Annotated in this window: 14 protein-coding genes; 2 read left to right on the top strand and 12 right to left on the bottom strand. The window is 37.6% G+C overall.

Annotated features, from left to right (window positions below; translation table 11 throughout):
- Positions 1-23: 23 nt before the first annotated feature.
- The 12 genes from E4T88_RS05820 to E4T88_RS05765 all read right to left on the bottom strand — a co-directional run bounded on the left by E4T88_RS05820 (position 24) and on the right by E4T88_RS05765 (position 19434).
- On the bottom strand, positions 24-1730 hold the full coding sequence (locus tag E4T88_RS05820; protein WP_135104540.1) for a RagB/SusD family nutrient uptake outer membrane protein: 1707 nt from the start codon (positions 1728-1730) through the stop codon (positions 24-26).
- An 18-nt stretch (positions 1731-1748) separates the two neighbouring features.
- Positions 1749-4997, bottom strand: a complete 3249-nt coding sequence (locus tag E4T88_RS05815) for a SusC/RagA family TonB-linked outer membrane protein (protein WP_135104539.1) — start codon at positions 4995-4997, stop codon at positions 1749-1751.
- 202 nt (positions 4998-5199) lie between these two features.
- Positions 5200-6756: a DUF4434 domain-containing protein gene (locus tag E4T88_RS05810; RefSeq protein WP_135104538.1), complete on the bottom strand. Its 1557-nt coding sequence runs from the start codon at positions 6754-6756 to the stop codon at positions 5200-5202.
- A gap of 28 nt (positions 6757-6784) precedes the next feature.
- Positions 6785-7795 carry a GRP family sugar transporter gene (locus E4T88_RS05805; protein ID WP_135104537.1) on the bottom strand — a complete coding sequence of 337 codons (1011 nt, stop codon included), beginning with the start codon at positions 7793-7795 and terminating at the stop codon, positions 6785-6787.
- Positions 7796-7801: 6 nt separating this feature from the next.
- On the bottom strand, positions 7802-9349 hold the full coding sequence (locus E4T88_RS05800; protein ID WP_135104536.1) for an ADP-ribosylglycohydrolase family protein: 1548 nt from the start codon (positions 9347-9349) through the stop codon (positions 7802-7804).
- A 33-nt stretch (positions 9350-9382) separates the two neighbouring features.
- Positions 9383-11569, bottom strand: a complete 2187-nt coding sequence (locus E4T88_RS05795; RefSeq protein WP_135104535.1) for a DUF4434 domain-containing protein — start codon at positions 11567-11569, stop codon at positions 9383-9385.
- On the bottom strand, positions 11566-12975 hold the full coding sequence (locus tag E4T88_RS05790; protein ID WP_135104534.1) for a sialate O-acetylesterase: 1410 nt from the start codon (positions 12973-12975) through the stop codon (positions 11566-11568). The genes E4T88_RS05795 and E4T88_RS05790 overlap by 4 nt, the downstream gene beginning before the upstream one ends.
- Positions 12976-12980: 5 nt before the next feature.
- Positions 12981-14048 carry a DUF4434 domain-containing protein gene (locus E4T88_RS05785; protein ID WP_135104533.1) on the bottom strand — a complete coding sequence of 356 codons (1068 nt, stop codon included), beginning with the start codon at positions 14046-14048 and terminating at the stop codon, positions 12981-12983.
- 17 nt (positions 14049-14065) lie between these two features.
- Complete coding sequence (rbsK, locus tag E4T88_RS05780; protein ID WP_135104532.1) at positions 14066-14965, bottom strand: ribokinase; 900 nt, start codon at positions 14963-14965, stop codon at positions 14066-14068.
- A 14-nt stretch (positions 14966-14979) separates the two neighbouring features.
- On the bottom strand, positions 14980-16155 hold the full coding sequence (locus tag E4T88_RS05775) for a n-acyl-d-glucosamine 2-epimerase (protein ID WP_185146733.1): 1176 nt from the start codon (positions 16153-16155) through the stop codon (positions 14980-14982).
- 95 nt (positions 16156-16250) lie between these two features.
- Positions 16251-17690, bottom strand: coding sequence for a calcineurin-like phosphoesterase C-terminal domain-containing protein (locus tag E4T88_RS05770; protein ID WP_185146736.1), 1440 nt, complete (start codon positions 17688-17690; stop codon positions 16251-16253).
- Positions 17691-18222: 532 nt separating this feature from the next.
- Positions 18223-19434: an ROK family transcriptional regulator gene (locus E4T88_RS05765; RefSeq protein WP_135104529.1), complete on the bottom strand. Its 1212-nt coding sequence runs from the start codon at positions 19432-19434 to the stop codon at positions 18223-18225.
- 454 nt (positions 19435-19888) lie between these two features.
- Here E4T88_RS05765 and E4T88_RS05760 point away from each other — a divergent pair, with 454 nt between their 5' ends.
- Positions 19889-20992 (top strand): DUF4434 domain-containing protein, encoded by a 1104-nt coding sequence (locus tag E4T88_RS05760; protein ID WP_135104528.1) that lies wholly within the window; start codon positions 19889-19891, stop codon positions 20990-20992.
- A 17-nt stretch (positions 20993-21009) separates the two neighbouring features.
- Positions 21010-22410, top strand: a complete 1401-nt coding sequence (locus E4T88_RS05755) for a sugar porter family MFS transporter (RefSeq protein WP_135104527.1) — start codon at positions 21010-21012, stop codon at positions 22408-22410.
- Positions 22411-22533: the final 123 nt, after the last annotated feature.

The raw sequence follows: 22533 nt of genomic DNA, 5'->3' as shown, positions 1-22533 counted from the left end.
TATTAATAATTAATAAATCAGAATTACCATCCAGGGTTATTCCTGTCGATATAAGGATTGGTATTCACAACATCCAGAGGAAGTGGCAATAGAAGATGCTTCTCTTCGCGACGTTTAATAACATCATTTTCGTCTGTTACACCAATAGCATTCATCACTTGCAAATAGATACCCCATCTCAATAAGTCGAATCGACGAATACCTTCAGCAGCAAACTCTTTGGATCGTTCTTCCAAGATGTAGGAACGGAAAGATTCTTTTGTAAATGGAACTTTTGCATTACGGGCTGCAGCGGTTGTACTATTGTTCCTTGCATTGAGCAATCCTACTTTTTCAAAAGCATCAGCAGTAGGTCCATTCAATTCATTATCAGCTTCAGCATATATCAACAGTGTTTCAGGATAACGCATGTAAGGCCAATTCCAATCGGAGCGTGTACCATCGAGAGGAGTAGTAATTGCGGCAAACTTCAAAAGTTTAGATCCATAAGTTACAGCAGAATTAGCGACAACATCACTAGGATCATAGCCTCTTTCTCCTTTGCGCACATATACACTATCACGTTCAGGATAAAACTGATAAGTCATTTTGCCGGTCTGTTTATTATAAGTGGTAGGAATGCGGTGCATTACACCCCAAGTGATACGCTCATCGTCCCAATCATCAAATAATTGCAACCAGTGGTCTCGCTGAATATAGTAACCACTTGACCATTCACCATTATATTCAGGTTTAGGATAACCCAAATAGTCAGATGTTACATAGTTATAGAATAATGTTCCGTCTGAAGATACAGTCTGTAAACAGAATTGGAATTCTGGTCCATTTTTATATCCTGCACTCCATAGTGTTTCTTGATTTGGAGCCAGACTAAATTCTTTTTCAGCAATAACCTCTCCGGCTTTTTCCTTAGCCAAGCGATAATATTCCTGAGAATCGAACTCTTCATAACCAGCGACCAAATTCTTTTGATGTGTAATAGGAACAGGCATTAAGCGAGATGTTGTTCCATCAGGATTGGTTTTCTTTCCGGGACCACCTTTCACTGTTATCTGACCACTCTTCATAGAAGCAGAAGCAATAGTAGCATATACCTTAGCCAATAAAGCCTTAGCGCTACCCCGGCAAACATGCCCTTGTTTGTATTCGGAGTCTGTACGTGGCATCAAAAGCTGTTCGGCTTCCAATAGTGTTTCTATAATATGCTCATATACTTCTTTTACCGATGAGCGAGGCAGCTCTATAGCATTACCTTCTGATATCGATATTTTATACAACGGAATTGGTCCATAAAACTGTACCAGATTGAATTGTGCCCATGCTTTCAGGAAACGAAGTTCACCCATAGCATTTTTGCGCGTTTTCTCGGGTACGGAAGTCATTTTGCTAACCAAAGAGTAATGGTAGTTAGCTCTATGGATAGTCTGAGAATAATATTTATAGAAATTATTATTTGATCCCTCATCATAGAAGTTCCCGGCCCCGATAGAACCAAAAGCCCATGTAGGTCCTGATTGGTAATCAGTATCAAAATTCACAATGTTATGATAGTTTCCCCACTCGAAAGGAAAATGTAGAGTATTATATGCTCCAGCAACTAATTCCTCATATTTTCCCGCAGCAACCAGTTTATCGTTAGAAGAGAATGTATACACTTCTTCATCCAAATCGCAAGAGGTCATCAGAAACAAACTTGTCACACAGATGCCCAATATTTTAGTAAGTTTCATATTCATGATTTTTTTAATTTAAAAAGCTAATTGAACACCCAAATTAAATGTACGGGCACTTGGATATGAAGACATATCTACACCCCTGCGTGTAGGATCACTACCAAATGCATTTACATCCGGATCATACCAGTCATATCCCGAAATAGTAAACAGATTGGATACACTAGCCACTACATTGAGAGATTCTATATATTTTACAGGAGATGGCCATCTGTAACCTAAACTAATATTCTTACAGCGGAGGTATGAACCATCTACAACATAACGGTCTGAGGCTTTCATAGAGCGAGTATATGTTCCGTCAGCACGAGGCCATAGCGCATTATCTCTATTATCTGGAGTCCAACGGTTGTCCCAAACAAATTTCGGCATGTTACCTGAACCTGCCACATCAAAGCTTCTCAGGTTAGTATTCAGAATATCATTTCCCTGTGTTCCTTGCAGTAAGAAACTGAAAGTCCAATTCTTATAAGTCAATGTACTTGTCAATCCGTATTGGAAATCAGGATTCGTATTTCCGATAATCGTTTTATCGCGTTCGTCAATCATCGGATCATCATCCATATTCTTATACTTAATCTGTCCTACCATACTCTTTATCTTAGAGTCTGACTGTGTTTTATAATAAGGATCGGCACGAACTTCTGCTTCGTTATTATAAAATCCATCTTCAACATAACCGTAGATAATACCAATAGGCTGACCGTTTCTTCTGAGGAACATACTTTCCATGCCCCATACTACATCAGAGAACTGATCGGCATTTAATCCTCCAATTACATTCTTATTAAATGAGATATTAGCATCCAAAGTCCACATCCAATCGGATGTTTTCACAGGCATAAAGTTTCCACTAAGCTCGAGTCCTTTGTTTACTACGTTTCCATAGTTACATGCTAATTCACTAAATCCGGAACTAGCATCTATATATCTGTATTGAAGCAAATCGGTAGTTTTCTTATAATAATAATCTGCTGTTAGATTAACCCGGCTGTTAAAGAAAGATACATCTAGTCCCAAGTCATATTGGTTTGTAGTTTCCCATTTGAGATCTACAGCAGCAGGTCCTCCCCAACGGTCTTCTGCCATACCCGATGTTTGGGTACCATCAAAAGGATAGTTCTGGATAGTAAAGCGAGAACGTGTGGCGTATGCACTGATCCCCTGATTACCTGTTTGTCCTGCACTTAAACGAAGCTTTAGATTATCAAAGAAATTTAGATTCTTAATAAATGCTTCTTCTCCCAAACGCCAAGCAATAGCTCCGGAATAGAAGTTAGACCAACGGTTTTGTAGAGCAAAACGGCTCGATCCATCACGACGGTATGATGCTGTAAACAAATATTTATCTCTCAGGTTATAATTACCACGAACCAAATAAGACATCAATTGAGATTTCCATCTGCCACTGCTTATTTCACGGTCTTTAATACCTGCATTGATATTATTATCTTCGGTATCATCCGTTGGATAATTTTTACTACTCATCGATTTACTTTTACCCATCGATTTTTCATAAGTCATACCCACCACAGCATTAACAGCATGTATGCCAAATGTCTTATTGAATGTTAGCAAAGACTCGGTTGTAAGACCTTCGTAAGCACTATCATCTTTTCTTCCATAACCATTTGTTGGTGCTTGGCCAGATCCTGTCCATCTGTTATAATACTGATTACGTTCATAAGAGTTGTAACCATAGCCTACATTCTGACGGAATTTCAACCAATCAGCAAAAGTTACTTCTGCAAAGCCTGATGTATATACAGATAAAGATGTCAGAATGTTTTTTTCTGTGTGAGCTGTTAGGTAAGGATTAGCCAAACCGCTTGAAAAATCTTCTGAGAAACCAGAGTCAGCTTCGGGGTCAAAAACGGGACGAGTAGGATTAAATCCAATAGCGGATTCAATTACTCCATAATTTTCACTGTTGGTACGAGCCAAACGGTTGTCTGATTTAGAAAAAGTTATATTATTACCAATCTCGATCCAGTTATTTACTTTGCGTGTATTATTGGCACGTACATTGTAACGTTTGTAATAAGAGTTTACAATGATCCCTTGTTGATCCAGCATCCCCCCTGAATACATAAAAGAACCATTTTTATCACCACCTGAAACACTTAAATTATACTCCTGACTAGTGGCTGTGTGAAATATTTGATCTTGCCAATTTGTACCATAAAACAATTTTCCATCCTGATTTCGATCATATCCATTCCTAAAATCATCAGGACTTGGTAGATACTCTCTCTTTATTACAATTTCTTGACCTGTAATCGGGTCTTTGCCTTTGGTTTCTGACCAACGCCCTGGAATTGGATAAGGAAGATTAGCTGCATCAACATAGCTTTTGCCATCATACAGATAGCCATTGATAACCAACTCATTTCTGTATTCGGCATATTCGGCAGCACTTAGTACCGGAATTTTTTTAACGGCAGACGCTACATTAAAATTAGAGCTGAATACTACTTTTGTTTTTCCACCCGAACCGGACTTAGTAGTAATAATAACAACACCATTTGCAGCACGAGATCCGTAAATAGCGGTCGCTGATGCATCTTTCAATACCTCGATAGATTCAATATCATGAGGACTGATCATACTTAGCGGGTTATTTTTTTGTTTTGTTCCATAATCGGTTTCAGGAGCTTCGCCTGTAGTAAAAGGTATACCATCTACAATATAGAGAGGTTCGGTACTTGTAGTAAATGAGTTAGCTCCACGAATCTGGATACTAATCCCTGAACCGGGGGCTCCATCTGCTTGCGATACAGAAACTCCGGCCATTTTACCTTGCAAACCCTGATTGATACTCACCGGATTTGTTCTAAGTAGTTCATCGCTTTTCAAAGAAGAAACGGATCCGGTAAGGTCTCTTTTCTTTACTGCACCATAACCGATAACCACAGTTTCTTCGAGCATTTGGCTATCTTCTGTCAATACAACATTAATGGTATTTTTACCTTTTATAGCTACTTCTTGCGTTTGATAGCCTATAAAGGAGAAGATAAGCGTTCCATTCTTGGGAGCATCAATCGAGTAATGTCCATCAATCTCTGTGATTGTCCCCACATTTGCATTTTTTACACGGACCGTAGCACCAATAACAGGACTCCCTGATTCATCAGTAACCACACCTGTAATTTTTACTGATTGAAGAGCTTCTAATGTAGTAGCCTCCAAACTGTCCGGAACAAATATCAGTGCTATAATAAGCACCCATATGATTCCAGATATAGAACCGAATAGTCTTTTCATAGATTTAATTTTATAAAATGAGGTTTTTCACTGTATTAAAAGAATTCTCATAAAGTCTCGAATTTACCTTATAGATTACTAGTAAATTTTACACTATTAGCCTGATTCTATTTAATAGTTTAATAGTTCAATGATTTTTCGTTTAGTGTTTGTACGGGTGGCTTCTTCCCCATACAGTGGTTTTTTCTGAGACATTCATACTTTATCTGATTTTCGGATTAATAAATAATTCATCAACATATACTTTCTGAGGGGCGTCGAAAGCGACTTTGATGTATCGTGCATTTTCATTCAATTCGTCGAATAGTACTCCATCAATCCATGAATCATGCTTGTTGTTTGGGAAGTATGGTGCATCTTTAATAGATGCGAGTTCATATTTTACTCCATCATTGGACGTGAAGACGTAAATTTTATATGGTGTTCCTATTTCCTCCTGATTGTAGTTGAGGCTGCGCATCAAAACCTTTTCAACCTTAGTTTTATTCTGCAAATCAAGGACTATTTCGTGATGTCCTTTTTCAAATTTTACCCAACGGCTATCTAAACTATTCTCTTCTGCAACTTGTCCGTCAAGGAGATTTTTCAATCTTGTATCATTTATCATTTGAGGAGTGGCTGAATTTTCCAACTTCTCTTGCAAAGTGGCTTCAAATAGCTTCCAATATGTATTACCGTTTTTCCATGCCATATAATTATTATATAGTTCGTTAGACCAAACAGGCTGACCTAACTGAAACGGTGATTTTGGGTCTTCGATAATACCTCCAAACATGAATGAAATAATCTTATCGACATGAGCGGAAGATGCTGCAACTTGCTGCGACAGTAAACGGGAATAAGCAGCCGGAATCAAGGCTGAATTACGGTCATTGGTTTTTTCCTCCCATGTAAAAGTTTCACAATTAGCCCAAAGTTCTATATTCAATCTATTGTGAATATCACGCATTCTTTGCCAGTTCTTTTTCAATCGTGGAAGTGTAAACTTGTCTCGTACGCAACCCACTTCATCCTGGTAGGCAATGATATCCACTTTGAGTTTTGCCAATTGCTTCTCATAATCGGGATTATCGAATTCGGATAGTCCTATTCCATAGGGAGAAATCAAAGTTTGCTTTCCGGGTGTCAATGCGTTTGCTTTTTCTGTCAATGTATTCACAGACTGTACAGCATGTTCGGCAAATATCGGACACAAGCAATCTTCTACAGGCAAATACCAACCGTAAAAAGCTTTATGATTTTTGTATAGAGTTGCCAGTTCTTCCATTATCTGAAGCTGACGTTTTTTAATCTCTGGGTCAAGCAAATTGTCATCCTGATCTTTTGCCCATCCTGTGCTCATAAAAACCTTCATATTATACTTTGCAGCTTCATCAAGAATGGCCTCTACGGGACTCTTTACGTTCTTATCATATAACCAGGGCATCAGTTTTGACGGATAATAAGCTTTGCCTTCATTGGCTACCTCCATAAAGACTAAATACTCGATACCCATAGCCGACAATTCTCGTACTTTAGCTTCCCATAGCTTAGGACTGGTATTATCAAAATTTTGAGGATTTGTATATTTATTCCTAACATCCTTATATGCTAAATTTATCCACGTACCGGTAATAGGTTGTACACCTAGAGCCGCTTTATTATTTTTCTCACTTTTTTGTTTATTGGGCACACCATTATCTGCATGTAATGTGTTACCCGGCAGTATCGCAAGTATTGCCAGTAATGCAATTACAACTTTACAAAAATTTTGCCTCATAATAGTTTATATTATATTAATAAAAAGTTTAGTTACCTCCAGATAAAATTATCAGCACCAAACCGGAAATAAAAAGAATCAACATCACTGTAAGTAATAGGTTGATAGACTTTGGTGCTCCTTTAAATTCCTTCCACACAAATAGTCCCCACAAGGCAGCGACCATTGTTGCACCTTGTCCCAGTGCGTAAGATATGGCTGGTCCCGCTTTTCCTGCAGCAATATAACTGCACGCAGTACCCAAAGCCCAAATACCTCCGCCAAGAAGACCTATCAGATGAGTTTTCATATTGCCTTTGAAGTATTGGCTAAATGATATAGGCTCGCCAACAAATGGCTTTTTCATTACAAGGGTATTGAATAGGAAGTTGCTGACAAATATTCCTATTGCAAACACAAACAGAGCTGAGTAAGGAGTGAGCATACCACTGGTTGGAGTCTCCAGATTTTCAAGATCCATAGACGCTGCAACAAAACGGTAGAAGAACGACATCAGTATACCGGCACAAATAGCAATCACGATTCCTTTTTTTCGAACGCCCTGATCTGATGAAGCCTTGGCAACCTTACTCGATGCAAATCCATTAAAGATGATAGCCAAAACGATCAGAAATACTCCTAAAAATAAAACAACAGGATCTCCCTTTGGTGTACTGAAATAATTGACAAATACCCCTAATACCAAAGCCAAGCCTACTCCTACCGGAAATGCAACAGACATACCGGCGAGCGATACAGACGATGACAACAGGATATTAGATGCATTGAATATAACACCCCCAAGCAATGCACTCCAAAGATAGTCGGGGCTGGCCTGAAGTAGATCTTCTACAAATCCTCTTCCATTTTCACCGAAACTACCTAATGTCAGTCCCCATACCAAAGAGAATAGAAGTATACCGACAACATAATCCCAATAAAACAGCTCGTAACGCCATGTTTTAGCCGCAAGTTTTTGTGTATTACCCCAAGAACCCCAACAAAACATTGTCACCCAACATAAGGCTACAGCTAATCCATAATTTTCAACAATATACATAACTGCTTATTTATAGGTTAATTGATCCGAATAGATAACAGCCTCTCCGAAATAGACCTGTGCATCATTGCGTGGATTAAGCCACTTGTAGCTTACATTATGTGCACTCTTTGGTAATTGATATCTGTGAAATAGATCTACTCTGCGGTTATCGATAGAAGTCGCTTTTGCCACCGGAAGATTTGCTGTTTCGATCAGATTTCCATCTATATACATTTCCACTTTGGCCACATACGATTCGTCTGTGCATTTTACATAACCTTTTTGGACAAAACCGATCCCGTTAAAAGTAAAATCAAGCTTATCTTTTAATGTTGCGTTAATTTCCATTTTTTCAACAGGGTAATGACCTTCGAAAGATTTTTCATATTTTACAGCGACAGGTTTCTGAGTTTTAATCGTGATTTGATTATTTTCTACTTTACCACCTTCTTTTTCGATTACCTGCAAAGCGTGTTTTAAACCTAAGTCATACAATTTGTTCAATGAGACATCGGTATATGCAAACGGTCTGTCTTCAACCTCATATAGGCTTTCTTTCCAAGATTCAGGAATATTGGAATATCCCAAGATTGTACCTAAAATTCCTGCTGCCGTTGCTGCATTACAGTCTGAGTCTTGCCCACACCGAGCTGCGATATCCATAGTAGAAAAGAAATCTCTCTTACCATACAACAAACCGATTAAGACATAAGCACTGTTGATTTTTGCATCAATATTGAAGGGCAAGAATACTCCATCGGGACAACCGACTTCCGAAGACCATTTTTTTTGGCATTCAAACCATGTTTGTTTCCAATCGTTCGGATATTGTTTGTGCCAGTTTATAATGTCTTTCATACAGAGATAAAAGTCGCTCTTTTCGGGAATCGTTTTTAAAGCCTCAGTCACAATAAACTCCACATCGTCTGAAACAAAAGACATAGAATACAAAGCCCCGGTATATACTCCTCCATACCATCCATCTCCGTAAGTAAAAATATGTCCAACCTTATCAGATATCTCTGATGCCGCATTGGGCATTCCGGGAGTCATCAAACCGGCAAAATCTGCTTCAATTTGATAATCAATATCATCTGCATGCGGGTTGTTCAACCAATGTCCCGACAGTGGAGGCATAATACCTTGTTTGATATTATATCGGGCCACCTGATTGGCATGCCAAAGAGGGAACTCTGTATTTGCAAAACTAACAGCAAATGAATCGGCAGGTGCTTGTAAACCTAAACGTTCAAATACATTAACGAAAATAATATCTACATATAAGTCATCATAGAGTCCCGGAAAAGTATCAAAATAATGCTTTACCCTGTCCTTTGACCATTTTATCGGAGTATAATCCTGAATTATAGTGCCGTTGTGGATAAATTCCACAGGCCCTCCGTACGTGCAACCAATCGTTTTAGCTGCCCAACCTCCTTTTATTTTGTCAGCCAGCACCTCTTTGGTCATAGATACCTCCGATGGCACTGATGTCTGAGTAACAGCAGAGCTACACGCTGTTGCCAACCCAATAACAAAATAAATGCAGATGAAAAGAATTGTGTTTTTCATAATTTCAATCTTCTTCGTTTAAGAAATTAATATTTAATTATTTTGCTTTATTTTTTCAGATTCGTCTTCCATAATATTGTAAGTCGAAACTTCGTATACATTGTTTACATTCCCCTCCTTATCTATGAAAGACAAAGGAGTTCGGGTTTGATATATCTGAAGTTTCTTTATCAACACGCCATCTCTATAAATATTAAACCCGTCTATAGACTTAAATTCTGTTGGAATCCATTTGATTTCAATTCCGTTCGACACTTTCTGAACGCTCACATTAGATACACTTTGAGGTTTATTTATTTTAGGCAATTTACCGTCTTTGCAATATTGCAAATATGCCTGATGGTATTCCGGGTTTACTACATAAGGACTATTATAGTGACTGTATGCAAAGCAGATAATATTGCTTACATATCCATTTACAATATCTAGTTGCTTCTTTACACGTGTTAATGGCGCACTTGTCCAATAACGCTGATCGAACGTTTCTATATTTCCCCAAAACTTCAAACCCGGTTTGCTATTGACTGCTTCCCTCAAGTTTTGGAACCATTCTGATAAATTATCAAGATTGAGGCCACCTGCTCCAACACAGTCTTGAGGGGAGAAAATATCTCCGATTCGAAAATGCGTTTGTTCGAATACATTTTTCCACATTTTCGAATATTCCTTAGCATCTCCGCCTACCTTATGATTCATAAAGGGAGATAGCATAAAAGGCATATCAGGAGTAATTTTAGTAAGGTAATCTAAGTTTGTATTTAATGCTTGTGCCAAAATAGCTTGACGCTCTGATGTCATACAATTTAAATTATCAACCTCCCAAACCCAATACCAACCGTACATGGCATCGTTATATTTTTCTTTATATAAGGCAACCAATTCTTCAGCCACTTTATTTCCTATCTCCATCTGTCCAATCAACCAACTCGCATCATAATCTACTTTCCACCATCTGTCATTAAAGTTCAACCCTACAAACACTCGTATTCCATTTTTTTGAGCACTACGAAGGCAATTCTCTAATGTTTTATTTTGGTTCTTTTTCGCTGTTAGAGTAGAAGGATAAGTGGTAGAAACCTTACCTTGTTCATTCGTAAGAAGTGCGGGCGCATAAATAAGATATTTCATTCCGCCTTCTTTAAGCATCTGCATCTCCTTGTCCCAACGGCTATCATCCCAATTGAGAACAAGCGATTCTTGTATAAAAGAACCATTAAAATGAGGAATACCAGAACCTTCATTCTTTTGCTCGAATGTATAGTGGGTGTAAGTACCTTTAAGGTCTCTTATGTAAGAGTCGTATCTGGCTTCGTTTTCAAACAGATTAATAACACGTACTCCTCTACTAAGGGTTTCGGTGTAAGCCGCAGGATAACCTGTTTTACGTCCAAAAGCTAATGCTATATTTCCATTTAAGTCAACCATATAATCATTGTTATGGTCGTGTCCTACAAAGACTCCAATCACATCTTTCTTTTCGATAAAAGAGGAAAACAACCCGGAGTTTACATTTGATGCGGCTACACCTTCTTGCTTTTCACCAAATTCGCGATATGACCATCTTGCAGTTTCATGCTCTGTCAATGGTATATGAAAAAAGGCCAGCGAAGGAAGCTTGTGATTATTACGTTTCGTAAACTCGTCGCTTGTTTTTCGATACCAATCTATCTGATCGTGCTTAATCCAATCATAGTATCCGAACGACCTATCACTTGATAAGTTATGAGAGTCTAAAAGGTAGAGTACCCATTTTTCAGACCGTCCGTCAGAAGACAGAATAGGAAGCGCACAGTTACCCGAGCCTGAAAGCTTTCCCCCTTCTGCATCATAAGTCAGGTTGTAAGGAACAGTGCGTAGGTAATTGAGAATTTCAGATTTAGTCATATCTGTTTCATCATCATGATTTCCGAAGGTTACGGCAAAAAAGGTCTTCTCTTTAGTAAAGAGATCTGCTAACTTCGACCAAGCCTTTAATGCACTTGAAGATACAACAATGTCCCCGGTGAGAATAACAAGATCCGGATGCTCTAAGCGGATAACTTCACGAATCAAATTACAAGTACTGTCATTTTTCTGCTTATAAGATTCACTTTCTACCCAGTGTAGATCTGTTAGTTGTACAATTTTAAACTTACCGTTGTTAAATTTTAAATTTGTAACCTGTCCGAAACCTGAAAAGCATATTAGCCAGCTAAATATAAAAAGTATATATTTTTTCATTTTTTTCTGTCTGTTCTAAAAGGAGCCAAAGGCAACCCGTTAATATCAAATAAATTAGGGATAGCATCATTCGTAAAGCAGTAGCGCACAGCTATGGGTTCTTTTGTTTTAGAAGAGGATACACTTATCTCGCCATTCTTATCTATCTTCGCATCAGCAGGATATATATTTCCTTCTTTATCCACAACTTCGAAATTCTGTATAACTTTATCTTTACAAGTAAGTTTTCCGATGGCAGTTGTGGTCACAATAATCTTATTTTTTTCTATACGTATCGAGTCTAGTTGAGGTGAATAAGGTTGTATGTCTTTTTTATGATAAGTTTGATGCAGCGCCATATTAGCCAAACGCACACCCACCTGCTTTTTCAAACTCGGATGTATATCTGATATATCATTTACGAGATCACTAACAACAATCATTCCCGTATTTTTTAGTGTAGCTGCAACATCGGATTGTTGCTCCCGCAGATAAGCTGCATTCTTGTCTGCATAACCATTCCATGGAGCTATTTGCACAAAATAGAATGGAAGGTAACGATGAAATTCGTTTCGCCAGCCTCTTATCATACCATCAAGCAAAGTACCGTAGCTTGCAGCACGTTCGTTATTTCCTTCACCTTGATACCAGATGACTCCGGCAATGGTATAATTTTTAACCGGATTAATCATTGCATTATAAATAGAAGAATTTGCCGTAGGAGTCCAACTCTCAGGATGTTGCTTTGGTGATAGAGCGTATAACTCTTTCTCATGGTTGAAACTGGATTGATCGATCCATGGCTCTATTGAAGTGCCCCCCCAGTATGAGCCGATGAGTCCTATCGGAATATTTAGATGTTCGTTAAGGTGTTGTCCAAAAAAGAAAGCAACCGCACTAAAGTCTTTATAGGTATCAGGGGAGCAAACGACCCATTTTCCTTCAATCCGTTCAACCGGATATTTGGATGTTGCTTTAGATACTTTAAAAAAACGCAGATTTTTATTTTCTATCGCTTTTGTAATATCTCCCGCATCTAATACAGGATAACTCATCAAGTACTCCATATTAGACTGCCCGGAGCATAGCCAAGTTTCACCCATTAAGATATCATTAATCTCCCTCTCCAATTTGTTTTCCCAACCATAGAAACGAATACTATGTGGGCCTGTGAGGTCCGGAGTCTGTATATAAACTTCCCATGCACAATATTCGTTCGACTTTACATGTATGGTGTCTTGTGGTGCCCAGCTACATACAATTTTCAAATCCCATGCACCAGGACACCATCCCCAGAGTTTTACCTCCGAGTTGCGTTGCATTACAGCATGATCACTAATGATAGAGGGCAATATAAATTCGGGGGTTTGTCCCCAAAGAATAGTGAAAAACTGAATTGAGACTATAATTGCAAATATTCGTTTCATATATTTCACCGTTTGAAGTTTTGTTTTTTATACCAGCTCATATACTGGTTATACAATCTTACTGTTTCGTCGCGCAAACCGGCATGAGCCAGAGAGCCCGGTTTGTTCATTATACCCAGATACTGATAAACCAGAATTTTCTCTACAAAAGGAGAAATAGCCTCCATTTGATGAATAATCCGGGTTTCGAAATCGGCAGCAATTAAACTTCCATGCGTTGTTTGCTCAAAGTAAAAGAGTTCCATATCTGCCCATATTTTTGAGCGTCCTGCTTTTTGATGAGCTTTACTCAAATTTTCAAAGAAACGTGCAGAATCACTTAACTTTGTAGCACCTACACCTACACCATCCTGATAGGCTACTATTTCTATATTAAGGTCTTCCAGTTGCTTAACAAAAGTGTCGTCACATTTCTGAGCTTTAATATTATAAGGAGCAATTAGGTTAACACAATTGGCATTCATAGATTTTGCAATCAGGGCGCATTCGTTCACATAAGGAATAACATATTCTCCGAAATATGGCTCCAACCAAGACTCGTTAGGGAAATACCAGCCATAGAAACTCTTATGGTGACCATATTTAGCAAATATTTCCTCCATACATTTTGCTCGTTTTTTAGCCAGTTCTTTATCTGTCATCATCTTGACCGCATCAAGATCTATAGACCAGAAATCGTTGCTGACAAAAAACTTGACACCAAACTCATCAGCTGCTGCCAAAACGGTTTCGATAGGATCATCACAGCCCATTTTAAATTTGGGAGCTAACTCGCTATCATAAAAAGCTAATCCATGAGCAGCAACATTCATCATAACGAGATATTCCATGCCGGTTTCACTAATCTCTCGGATTTTCTCGCGCCACTGAGAAGCGGTAAAGTTCCTTAAATCATTATCCCAGTATACACCTTCTTTTCCTCCGGGATGCTGAAATTCGAACCAAGATCCGGCTATCGGTTTTATCTGTGATACCCCGGCAGATTCTATAGAAGTTCTTCCTAAACTTATATTAGGAAGTAGCATTCCGGCAGCTCCTGCACCTAAAGTCGTTAAGAAATTGCGTCGATCCATCGTGTTAATATCTATAGTTATACTAATTCGCTTCGGTGAGGAATAGACGACTGTGCGCCCATTCTCGTTACAGCTATTGAAGAGGCTTGCGAAGCCATCTTTACAGCTTGTTTAAGTTCCATGTTTTCTGCTATGCCTAGACACAATGCTCCATTAAAAGTATCTCCGGCAGCCGTGGTATCTACAGCTTTCACTTTGAAAGAATCTACACTGTAAGAGTTGTTCCCTTCTCTTACAAAACATCCTTTTGAGCCTAAGGTTATAATTACATTTTTCACCCCCTTCTTGCTTAGTTTTTCTGCAGCCAGAGCAATATCCGAATCATTATTAATTTTTATACCTGTAAGCATTTCTGCTTCGATTCGATTGGGTGTAATCATATACAAGTAATTATATAAAGACTCGGCTAAGTGCTGAGCCGGAGCAGGATTAAGTATGACTTTCATGCCTTTTTCAAAAGCTTTTTTTGCTGCATACTCTACTGTAGCGATAGGACTTTCTAATTGCATAAGAAGAATACCTCCTTCACTCATTTCACCTTCGATCTTGTCGATATCTGATTCGTCTAATAGTAAGTTGGCTCCGGAAGCAACAACAATCGTGTTTTCGGCTTTTTCGTCCACATTTATTAAGGCAACACCCGAAGGATGCGTCTTATCGCGAGTAATATATTCTGTACAGATTCCCTCTTTTGCTAAGACCTCTATCGTTTGATCTCCAAAAAGGTCATTACCCAATCGGGCTACGAATATAAGATTACCTCCCATCCTTTTTACTGCAACAGCTTGATTAGCCCCCTTGCCTCCTTGAGTCATTAGGAAATTTCCGCCGAGTACGGTCTCCCCTGGGCCGGGAAGATGGGAGGATTTTACTACCATGTCTGTGTTAGAACTGCCAACGACTATTATCTTTTTCATTATGCTACTAATGTTTATTTTTGATTCAGAATACTTTCTAAAACGGTCCAACATTGGTACAAGCCGCGCGGAACATGAAAACATCCTTTCCATTTTCCACCCTTGAGAGGAAGCAATACTTCTCCCTGTCTGTTCAGGTATCCAAACCATTCGGGATGTTCCTGATCTTTAAAGTGCTCCCATGTATAGCTATGTACTTTTTCAAACCATTCGAGACATTTAATGTCACCTGTCAGTTGATATCCTTTAAGTAAAGAGATAAGAGATTCGATATGTACCCACCAGAGTTTCTGATCCCATTCTAATTGCTGAGGCGGATAACCCAAACGATCCATATAATAAAAAACACCTCCATATTTTTTATCCCAACCATATTCGAGCATTGTTAGTGTTGTATTCTTCGCTTTCTCTATTAGTTCGGGTCTATTCAAACGCTTACCCAAATCCATTATAAACCACATAGCCTCTATAGCATGTCCCGGATTCATCAATCTTCCTTCGAAGGAATCGGACAATTCCCCGTTATCGAATACGTTCTCTACAATGATTCCACCGAGTTCAGGACGATAGAACACATCCATCACTTCGTGGATACAGCTTTCTATCACTTTATTGAGATATTCTTCGGTGAGTAGATGCTCGATCTCCAAAGCCAGATTACACAGAATCATTGGTAACGCAAAGTTTTTGAGGTTGCGAGTTCCGGGATAAAGCTTGTTCCATTTGCCTTTCGGATTATCTACTTTGGAAAGAATTACCTCAAATGTTTTGCGGGCTATATCTGCATATTCTTCATTGCCTGTAGCAAGGTTGAGCTGACCAAAAGCCATTGTGGCAAAGGTATAAGAGAATATATTATAAGGTTCAACCAAAGGGTTGCCTTCACGATCGAGAGAAAAATACCAATTGAAATTTCCGTCATGACCATATTTTTTAAGAAATTCGCCCCCTTGGATAGCACATTCCAACCACTCTTCTCGTTTTTCCACTTTGTTGTAAAGCATTGAGAACATCCAAACTTCACGGCCTTGCAACCAAATAAATTTGTCTGTATCAAAAACATTACCTTCGCGGTCAAGACATGTAAAATATCCACCAAACTCTTTGTCTTGAGAGTGTTTTATCCAAAAGGGAAGAACATTTTCTAACAACTCTTCTTTATAAAGATCTGCTAATTTCTTAAAATTCATAATTTTATACATATTTATATCTTCAACATCAATGTTATAGGCAACTAGTTTATTTGAGCTTTTCATATTTTAGCTGTTATAATTAGATTTATTTGTTAGTGCTTGTCAGTAGAAACTTTTTGTTTATATATATTTCCAAAACGGTCTGTTACTTTTATCTCAATGATTGCATTCTTATCTATAGGTGTTGCCCTAAACAAATGGTCCGTTTTGATCGGTGTTATCCAATCATATTCTACGCGTTCTCTATCCAAGCAAATAATTTTAGCTTCAGGGTCATATCCTTCAAAGTGATTCATTGTTCCCATATATTTGCCATTCTCGTGCCACTCTACCTTCCATAACTCATCCCAGTTCCAAACATTTGCAACAATATCTTCAGGATAATCTTCAGAAGAAGCAATTGGATATCCTTTAAACTGATATGTATCAGGGTATCCCATACTTTTATATTTCCATGTAACTCTATTTCCTTCTACTTCATAAACGCCACAGCCGCTAGGGGTGCCGTCTGTACATATATCTGCTTTCCAGAAAGTCCCGCATACAGCAGCTGTGTTATGTTCCATTAGCCTGCTATTGAATACAACATTGCCATTATAGTGAGTATGCCCTGAAAATATATGAGCATCATAACCTTCTAAGAGATCATAAAGGCTGGAAGCATTACTGGTTTCATCGGGCAATAAAGCATTGAATTTTATATCTTTTGTTGAGCTGGAAGGAATATGCATAGCCACGAATACAAGATGATCTTTGGGAACATAGGATAAGTCTCTCTCTATCCATTGCAAGGTGCGTTCGTCTACATATCCTATATAACGGTAATGCCTATTAATGTAAAAACAGTTGTTGAGAACGATGTAATGTGCCTTTCCTCTATTGAATGAATAATATATCGGGCCAAAGAAATTTTCAAAAGTTTTGTATGAATGCTCATGAGAGCGTACACCATATTCCATATCATGGTTACCAACACTCCTATAAAATGGAAGTCCTAAAGCATCCGAAGCCTGAATATATGAAGGGTATAATGATGGAGTATTACCTACTATATCTCCACAGTCTAAAACAAAAACGTCACTGCCTTTCTTTTTCTGATCAATATATTGAAGAAGATCTTTTAAGTATCTTACATATCCTTCTATATCCTTTTCTTTAGATACCTGAACATCTGCCTGAACGATGAAAGTATGCTTATTATCGTCCAGAGAATTCTTTATCAAATCAAAATCATACGCTTTATCTGAACTTTCTATATTTTGAAAAAAGCAAGGGATGCTTCCTTTCGCTTGTGGCAGATAGCCGGATGGAGTTGATATATATACAAACTTAGCATTGGCGTTTTGCGGTAAGGAATAATTGCCTTCCATATCAGTCAGTGCAAAATCATAGCCATTAGAGACAACTACATCCGCAAGCTTTTCTCCCTGACATTTTATTTGCCCCCTTATTATATCTTGCGATTGCAAGGACATATTAAACCCCAGCAAATATAAAATACCGATAAATGATTGTTTGAGTAGAAATTTCATCATGTTCCTTTTTAAATACTTTCTTCAATACCTATTTATAAAATATTAATTTCAATATCTATAGAAGCTTATCTTTTTACTATATCCGAGTGTATGTTTTTACTATTATATCTATATTATAATAAAAGAAGGGATTTGTTTACAATATAGACTCTTCAGTTAACCATATTTTATTAATACAACGAGACAAATATACATATATTTATTAAATACACAATATATAATTAAATATTTTATTATTAAGTTTGTTTTAAGATTTAGAATTTAGGAAGCAAATTACCCTTTCAGAGATATTTTTATAGCTCCAATATTGAATTTATATATGATTAGAATTCACAAAAAAATCAACCAAAGAATGAAAGACAGGACAGAAATGCAAGCCCAAACGGCTTATTTTGTTTAAAGAAAATAAATACAAAAACCGAAAAGCTTTTAAACTACAGAAGTGTATTTAAAAGCTTTTCGGTTTCTTGTTACTTCTCAGAGCATCTCTGCTCCGCTAAGATATAGGGTATTTCAGCTATAATATCAATTAATATATCTCAAACAACCTTGTACGCGCCAACAGACATGCCCCTACAACGCCGGCTTTATCTTTTAGCTTCGAGATACTAATTGTTGAATCTTTATTTACAAGATTTAAAGAGTATTTTCGTATTGCAGTTTTGATAGGTTGCATTATATAATCCTCCGTCATAGATACAGTTCCGCCTATTATAACCATCTCAGGATTAAACACATTAATTAATCCGGCGATTTGTTCTCCCAATTTTCGCCCTATCTCCTCTACAAGATCTATGCAGAGAACATCTTCTTTATTTACAGCAGCTATGATTTCATCCAGCGTAACATTATCTCCTTTCAATATCTTCTCCGACAGCAAAGATGAACCCCCTTCTTGAGCCAGTTCGAATAAACGACGATGCATGGCATGCCCCGAAGCTTCTGTCTCAAGACACCCTTTTTTGCCACAATGACAGATAATTTCATTGTCATATATTTTCATATGGCCAAACTCTCCGGCAAACCCGGATTTCCCTGTATATACCTTACCATCAATGATAATACCGATAGCAAGTCCCCAACTAACATTTACAAAAATGATATTTTTCTCGCTATTCACACAACCCGCAAGATATTCTCCATAGGTCATGGCTCGTGTGTCGTTATCTATAGTCACTTTATATCCGTTCAATTTTTCGGATATAATATCAGCCAAAGGCCTTTCCTCAAAATAAAATATACTATAACTATAACCGGATTCAGGATTAACACGACCAGATATATTCACATTGATATTCAATATCTTATTCTTATCAACAGTCTGCTTATCTATAAAATCAAGAATTATATTACAAAGCTTATTTAATGCTTCCGGAGTATTTTGCATCTGATACGACACACCCATCGTCAGGTCTATCATATCCCCCTTGAAGTTTATAATACCTATATTTACAGCAGATTGCTTTATATCAACCCCGATAAAATATCCCGATTCAGGATTAAGCCCATACAGATTAGGATACCTGCCACCTGCTGTTTCTAACTTCCCATAGTCATTTATATACCCGTCATCGTACATCTCACCGATAAGCTTGGTTACAGTAGGAATACTTAAATCCAGTTCTTTTGACAGCTCAGTTATTGTAGAACTCCCATTCTGAATATAGTAGTTTATTATATTTTTCTTAATCAGAGCACTTTTTGTTCCTCTTTCAATCTCCTGAAGCAGCTGTATATTCATATCTTTTTGATAATTATGTATTTTTCTTGCAAAGAAATATCTAAGCACAAAGCAAATATACTAAAAAAAATTATTAACCATTTATTTCCCTCTCTTCCCCTTATATATTAAATGATTTTTACCTAACTATTATTAATCGTGATTTTTCAATAAAGCAAACACCTTTTCTAGACTTGTAAGCGAGAGATATCAATCAAACAAATATAATAAACATAAAAACAAAACACCATATATATAATTAATATTTTTATTAAATAAGATTGATATAAAAAATATATTTACTACATTTGTTTTTGAAAAGCTAAGAACACATTTCTTTCTCTATTTTAAAAACCAGAAAAGGATTATTAGACGTGATGATCCTTGAAATCATCTCGAAGTACTTATATTTATTTTATAAACATCAAGTCTTCCCGAATAATAAAATACAATATATTTAACCAAATGTAATATAATGGAAGCAGATAATCGCAGAGATTTTTTAAAAAAGGTTGCACTGGGCGGGGTATCGGCCATGGCAATTCCGGCAATTACCTCGTGTAGAGGTTCAACTTCTACAGATAGTAAAATATTAGAAGCTGATACTTCTATTCAAAGCAACCTGATCGTACCCAAAGAAAACGGGATTCGAATAACAGGAACTTTTCTGGATGAAATATCCCACGATATACCTCATCAAAATTGGGGAGAGAAAGAATGGGATCTCGATTTTCGACACATGAAAAACATTGGAATCGACACCGTCATACTGATTCGTTCGGGATACCGCAAATTTATCACATATCCTTCGAAATATTTATTGAAAAAAGGATGCTACATGCCATCAGTCGATTTGATAGACATGTATTTGCGATTAGCTGACAAATACGGAATGAAATTTTATTTTGGACTTTACGACTCGGGAGAGTATTGGGATACAGGCGACCTCTCATCCGAAATAGAACATAATAAATATGTAATAGATGAAGTTTGGGAAAGCTATGGAGAAAAATATAAAAGTTTCGGTGGTTGGTATATCAGTGGTGAGATAAGCAGGAAAACGAAGGGAGCTATTGATGCCTTCTCCGCAATGGGGAAGCAGTGCAAAGATATATCGAATGGTTTACCCACGTTTATTTCCCCATGGATAGATGGCAAAAAAGCAGTTATGTCCGCATCAGGACAGTTAACGAAGGCCGAATCGGTTTCGGTACAAGAACATGAAAAAGAATGGGGAGAAATCTTTGACGGGATAAAAGGCTCTGTTGATGCATGCGCCTTTCAAGATGGGCATATTGACTATGACGAGTTAGACGCATTCTTTGAGGTGAATAAGAAATTGGCAGATAAATACGGATTGAAGTGTTGGACAAATGCAGAAACCTTTGACAGGGATATGCCTATCAAATTTTTACCGATCAAGTTTGATAAACTTAGGATGAAACTTGAAGCTGCCAAACGAGCCAATTATGATAAAGCTATCACCTTCGAGTTTTCTCATTTTATGAGTCCACAGTCTGCATATCTTCAGGCAGGACATTTGTATAACAGGTATAAAGAATATTTTGATATAAAATAATAACAAAAATTAGTTTTATGAATTCTAGTATAAATATAAGGTACATCAGCTTCTTATCTGTTGTTGCAGCATTAGGAGGTTTCCTTTTTGGGTACGACACTGCTGTAATATCAGGAACAATAGCGCAGGTGTCTGCACAATTTTCGTTAGATTCTCTTTCTCAAGGCTGGTATGTCGGCTGTGCTCTTGTGGGCTCTATACTCGGAGTGATGAGCGCAGGGGTTCTCAGTGATAATTTTGGTCGTAAAAGGACACTATTGGTAGCAGCTATTCTCTTCACTATATCAGCTTTTGGATGTGCCATCTCATCCGACTTCGATCATTTGGTAATAGCTCGCATTATTGGAGGTATAGGTATCGGTGTGGTATCGATTATTTCTCCGCTTTATATCTCAGAAATCTCAGTTGCCGAATACAGAGGGCGATTAGTTTCACTGTACCAGTTAGCAGTAACAGTAGGTTTTTTAGGAGCATATCTGGTAAACTACGGGCTACTTAATTATTCAGCAAACGGAGCAGAACAACTTACGAATCCAACATTATATTATATATTTCATAGCGAAGTATGGCGTGGTATGCTGGGTATGGCAGCTATACCTGCAATATTATTCTTTATTGTGATTTTCTTCATACCCGAAAGTCCGAGATGGCTGATATTAAAAAATAAAGAAACAAAGGCTAAGTCTATTTTGGCACACATCTATGGTTCTACAGAGTCGGCAATACATGAAATGAACGAAACAAAAAGAGTAGTAGGTAGCGAAACGAAAGCAAATTGGCGATTACTTCTCAAACCCGGTATAATGAAGGCTGTGCTTATAGGTGTAGCGATAGCTATGTTAGGACAGTTTATGGGAGTGAATGCGGTTCTTTATTATGGCCCTTCCATTTTTGAGAGTAGCGGTTTATCAGGAGATGACTCATTATTTTATCAGGTGATTGTAGGATTAGTAAACATGCTAACAACAATTCTGGCAATATTCATTATAGACAAAGTAGGACGAAAGAAACTGGTTTACTATGGAGTATCGGGCATGATCGTTTCGCTTCTTCTTATTGCGTTTTATTTCATCAAAGGAAATGATTTGGGTATATCAAACATATTCTTGTTGGTATTCTTCCTTGCATACATCTTTTTCTGTGCGGTATCTATTTGTGCTGTTATTTGGGTGTTATTATCCGAAATGTATCCTATCAAAGTGCGTGGTCTGGCTATGTCAATCGCCGGATTCTCATTATGGATAGGCACATATCTGATTGGGCAATTAACGCCTTGGTTCTTGGACAATCTGCACCCCGAAGGCACATTTATACTTTTTGCAGTGATGTGTGTTCCTTACATTCTGATTGTATGGAAGCTAGTGCCTGAAACAACAGGGAAAACATTGGAAGAAATAGAAAAATATTGGGAGAACTGATATCTTAAAAAACTATTCAGAATAGAAATACAATATTCTCATTGTTTCTAAAAACAAAACACTCGTAGCGCATAAATCACTACGAGTGTTTTTTAGTTACAACTAAAACTACCAAAAAATCCT

Origin of the sequence: Dysgonomonas mossii (assembly GCF_004569505.1) — a bacterium.
GTDB lineage: Bacteria > Bacteroidota > Bacteroidia > Bacteroidales > Dysgonomonadaceae > Dysgonomonas.
The sequence above is the reverse complement of the archived record's forward strand: the minus strand, read 5'-3'. Positions and strand labels throughout refer to the sequence as shown.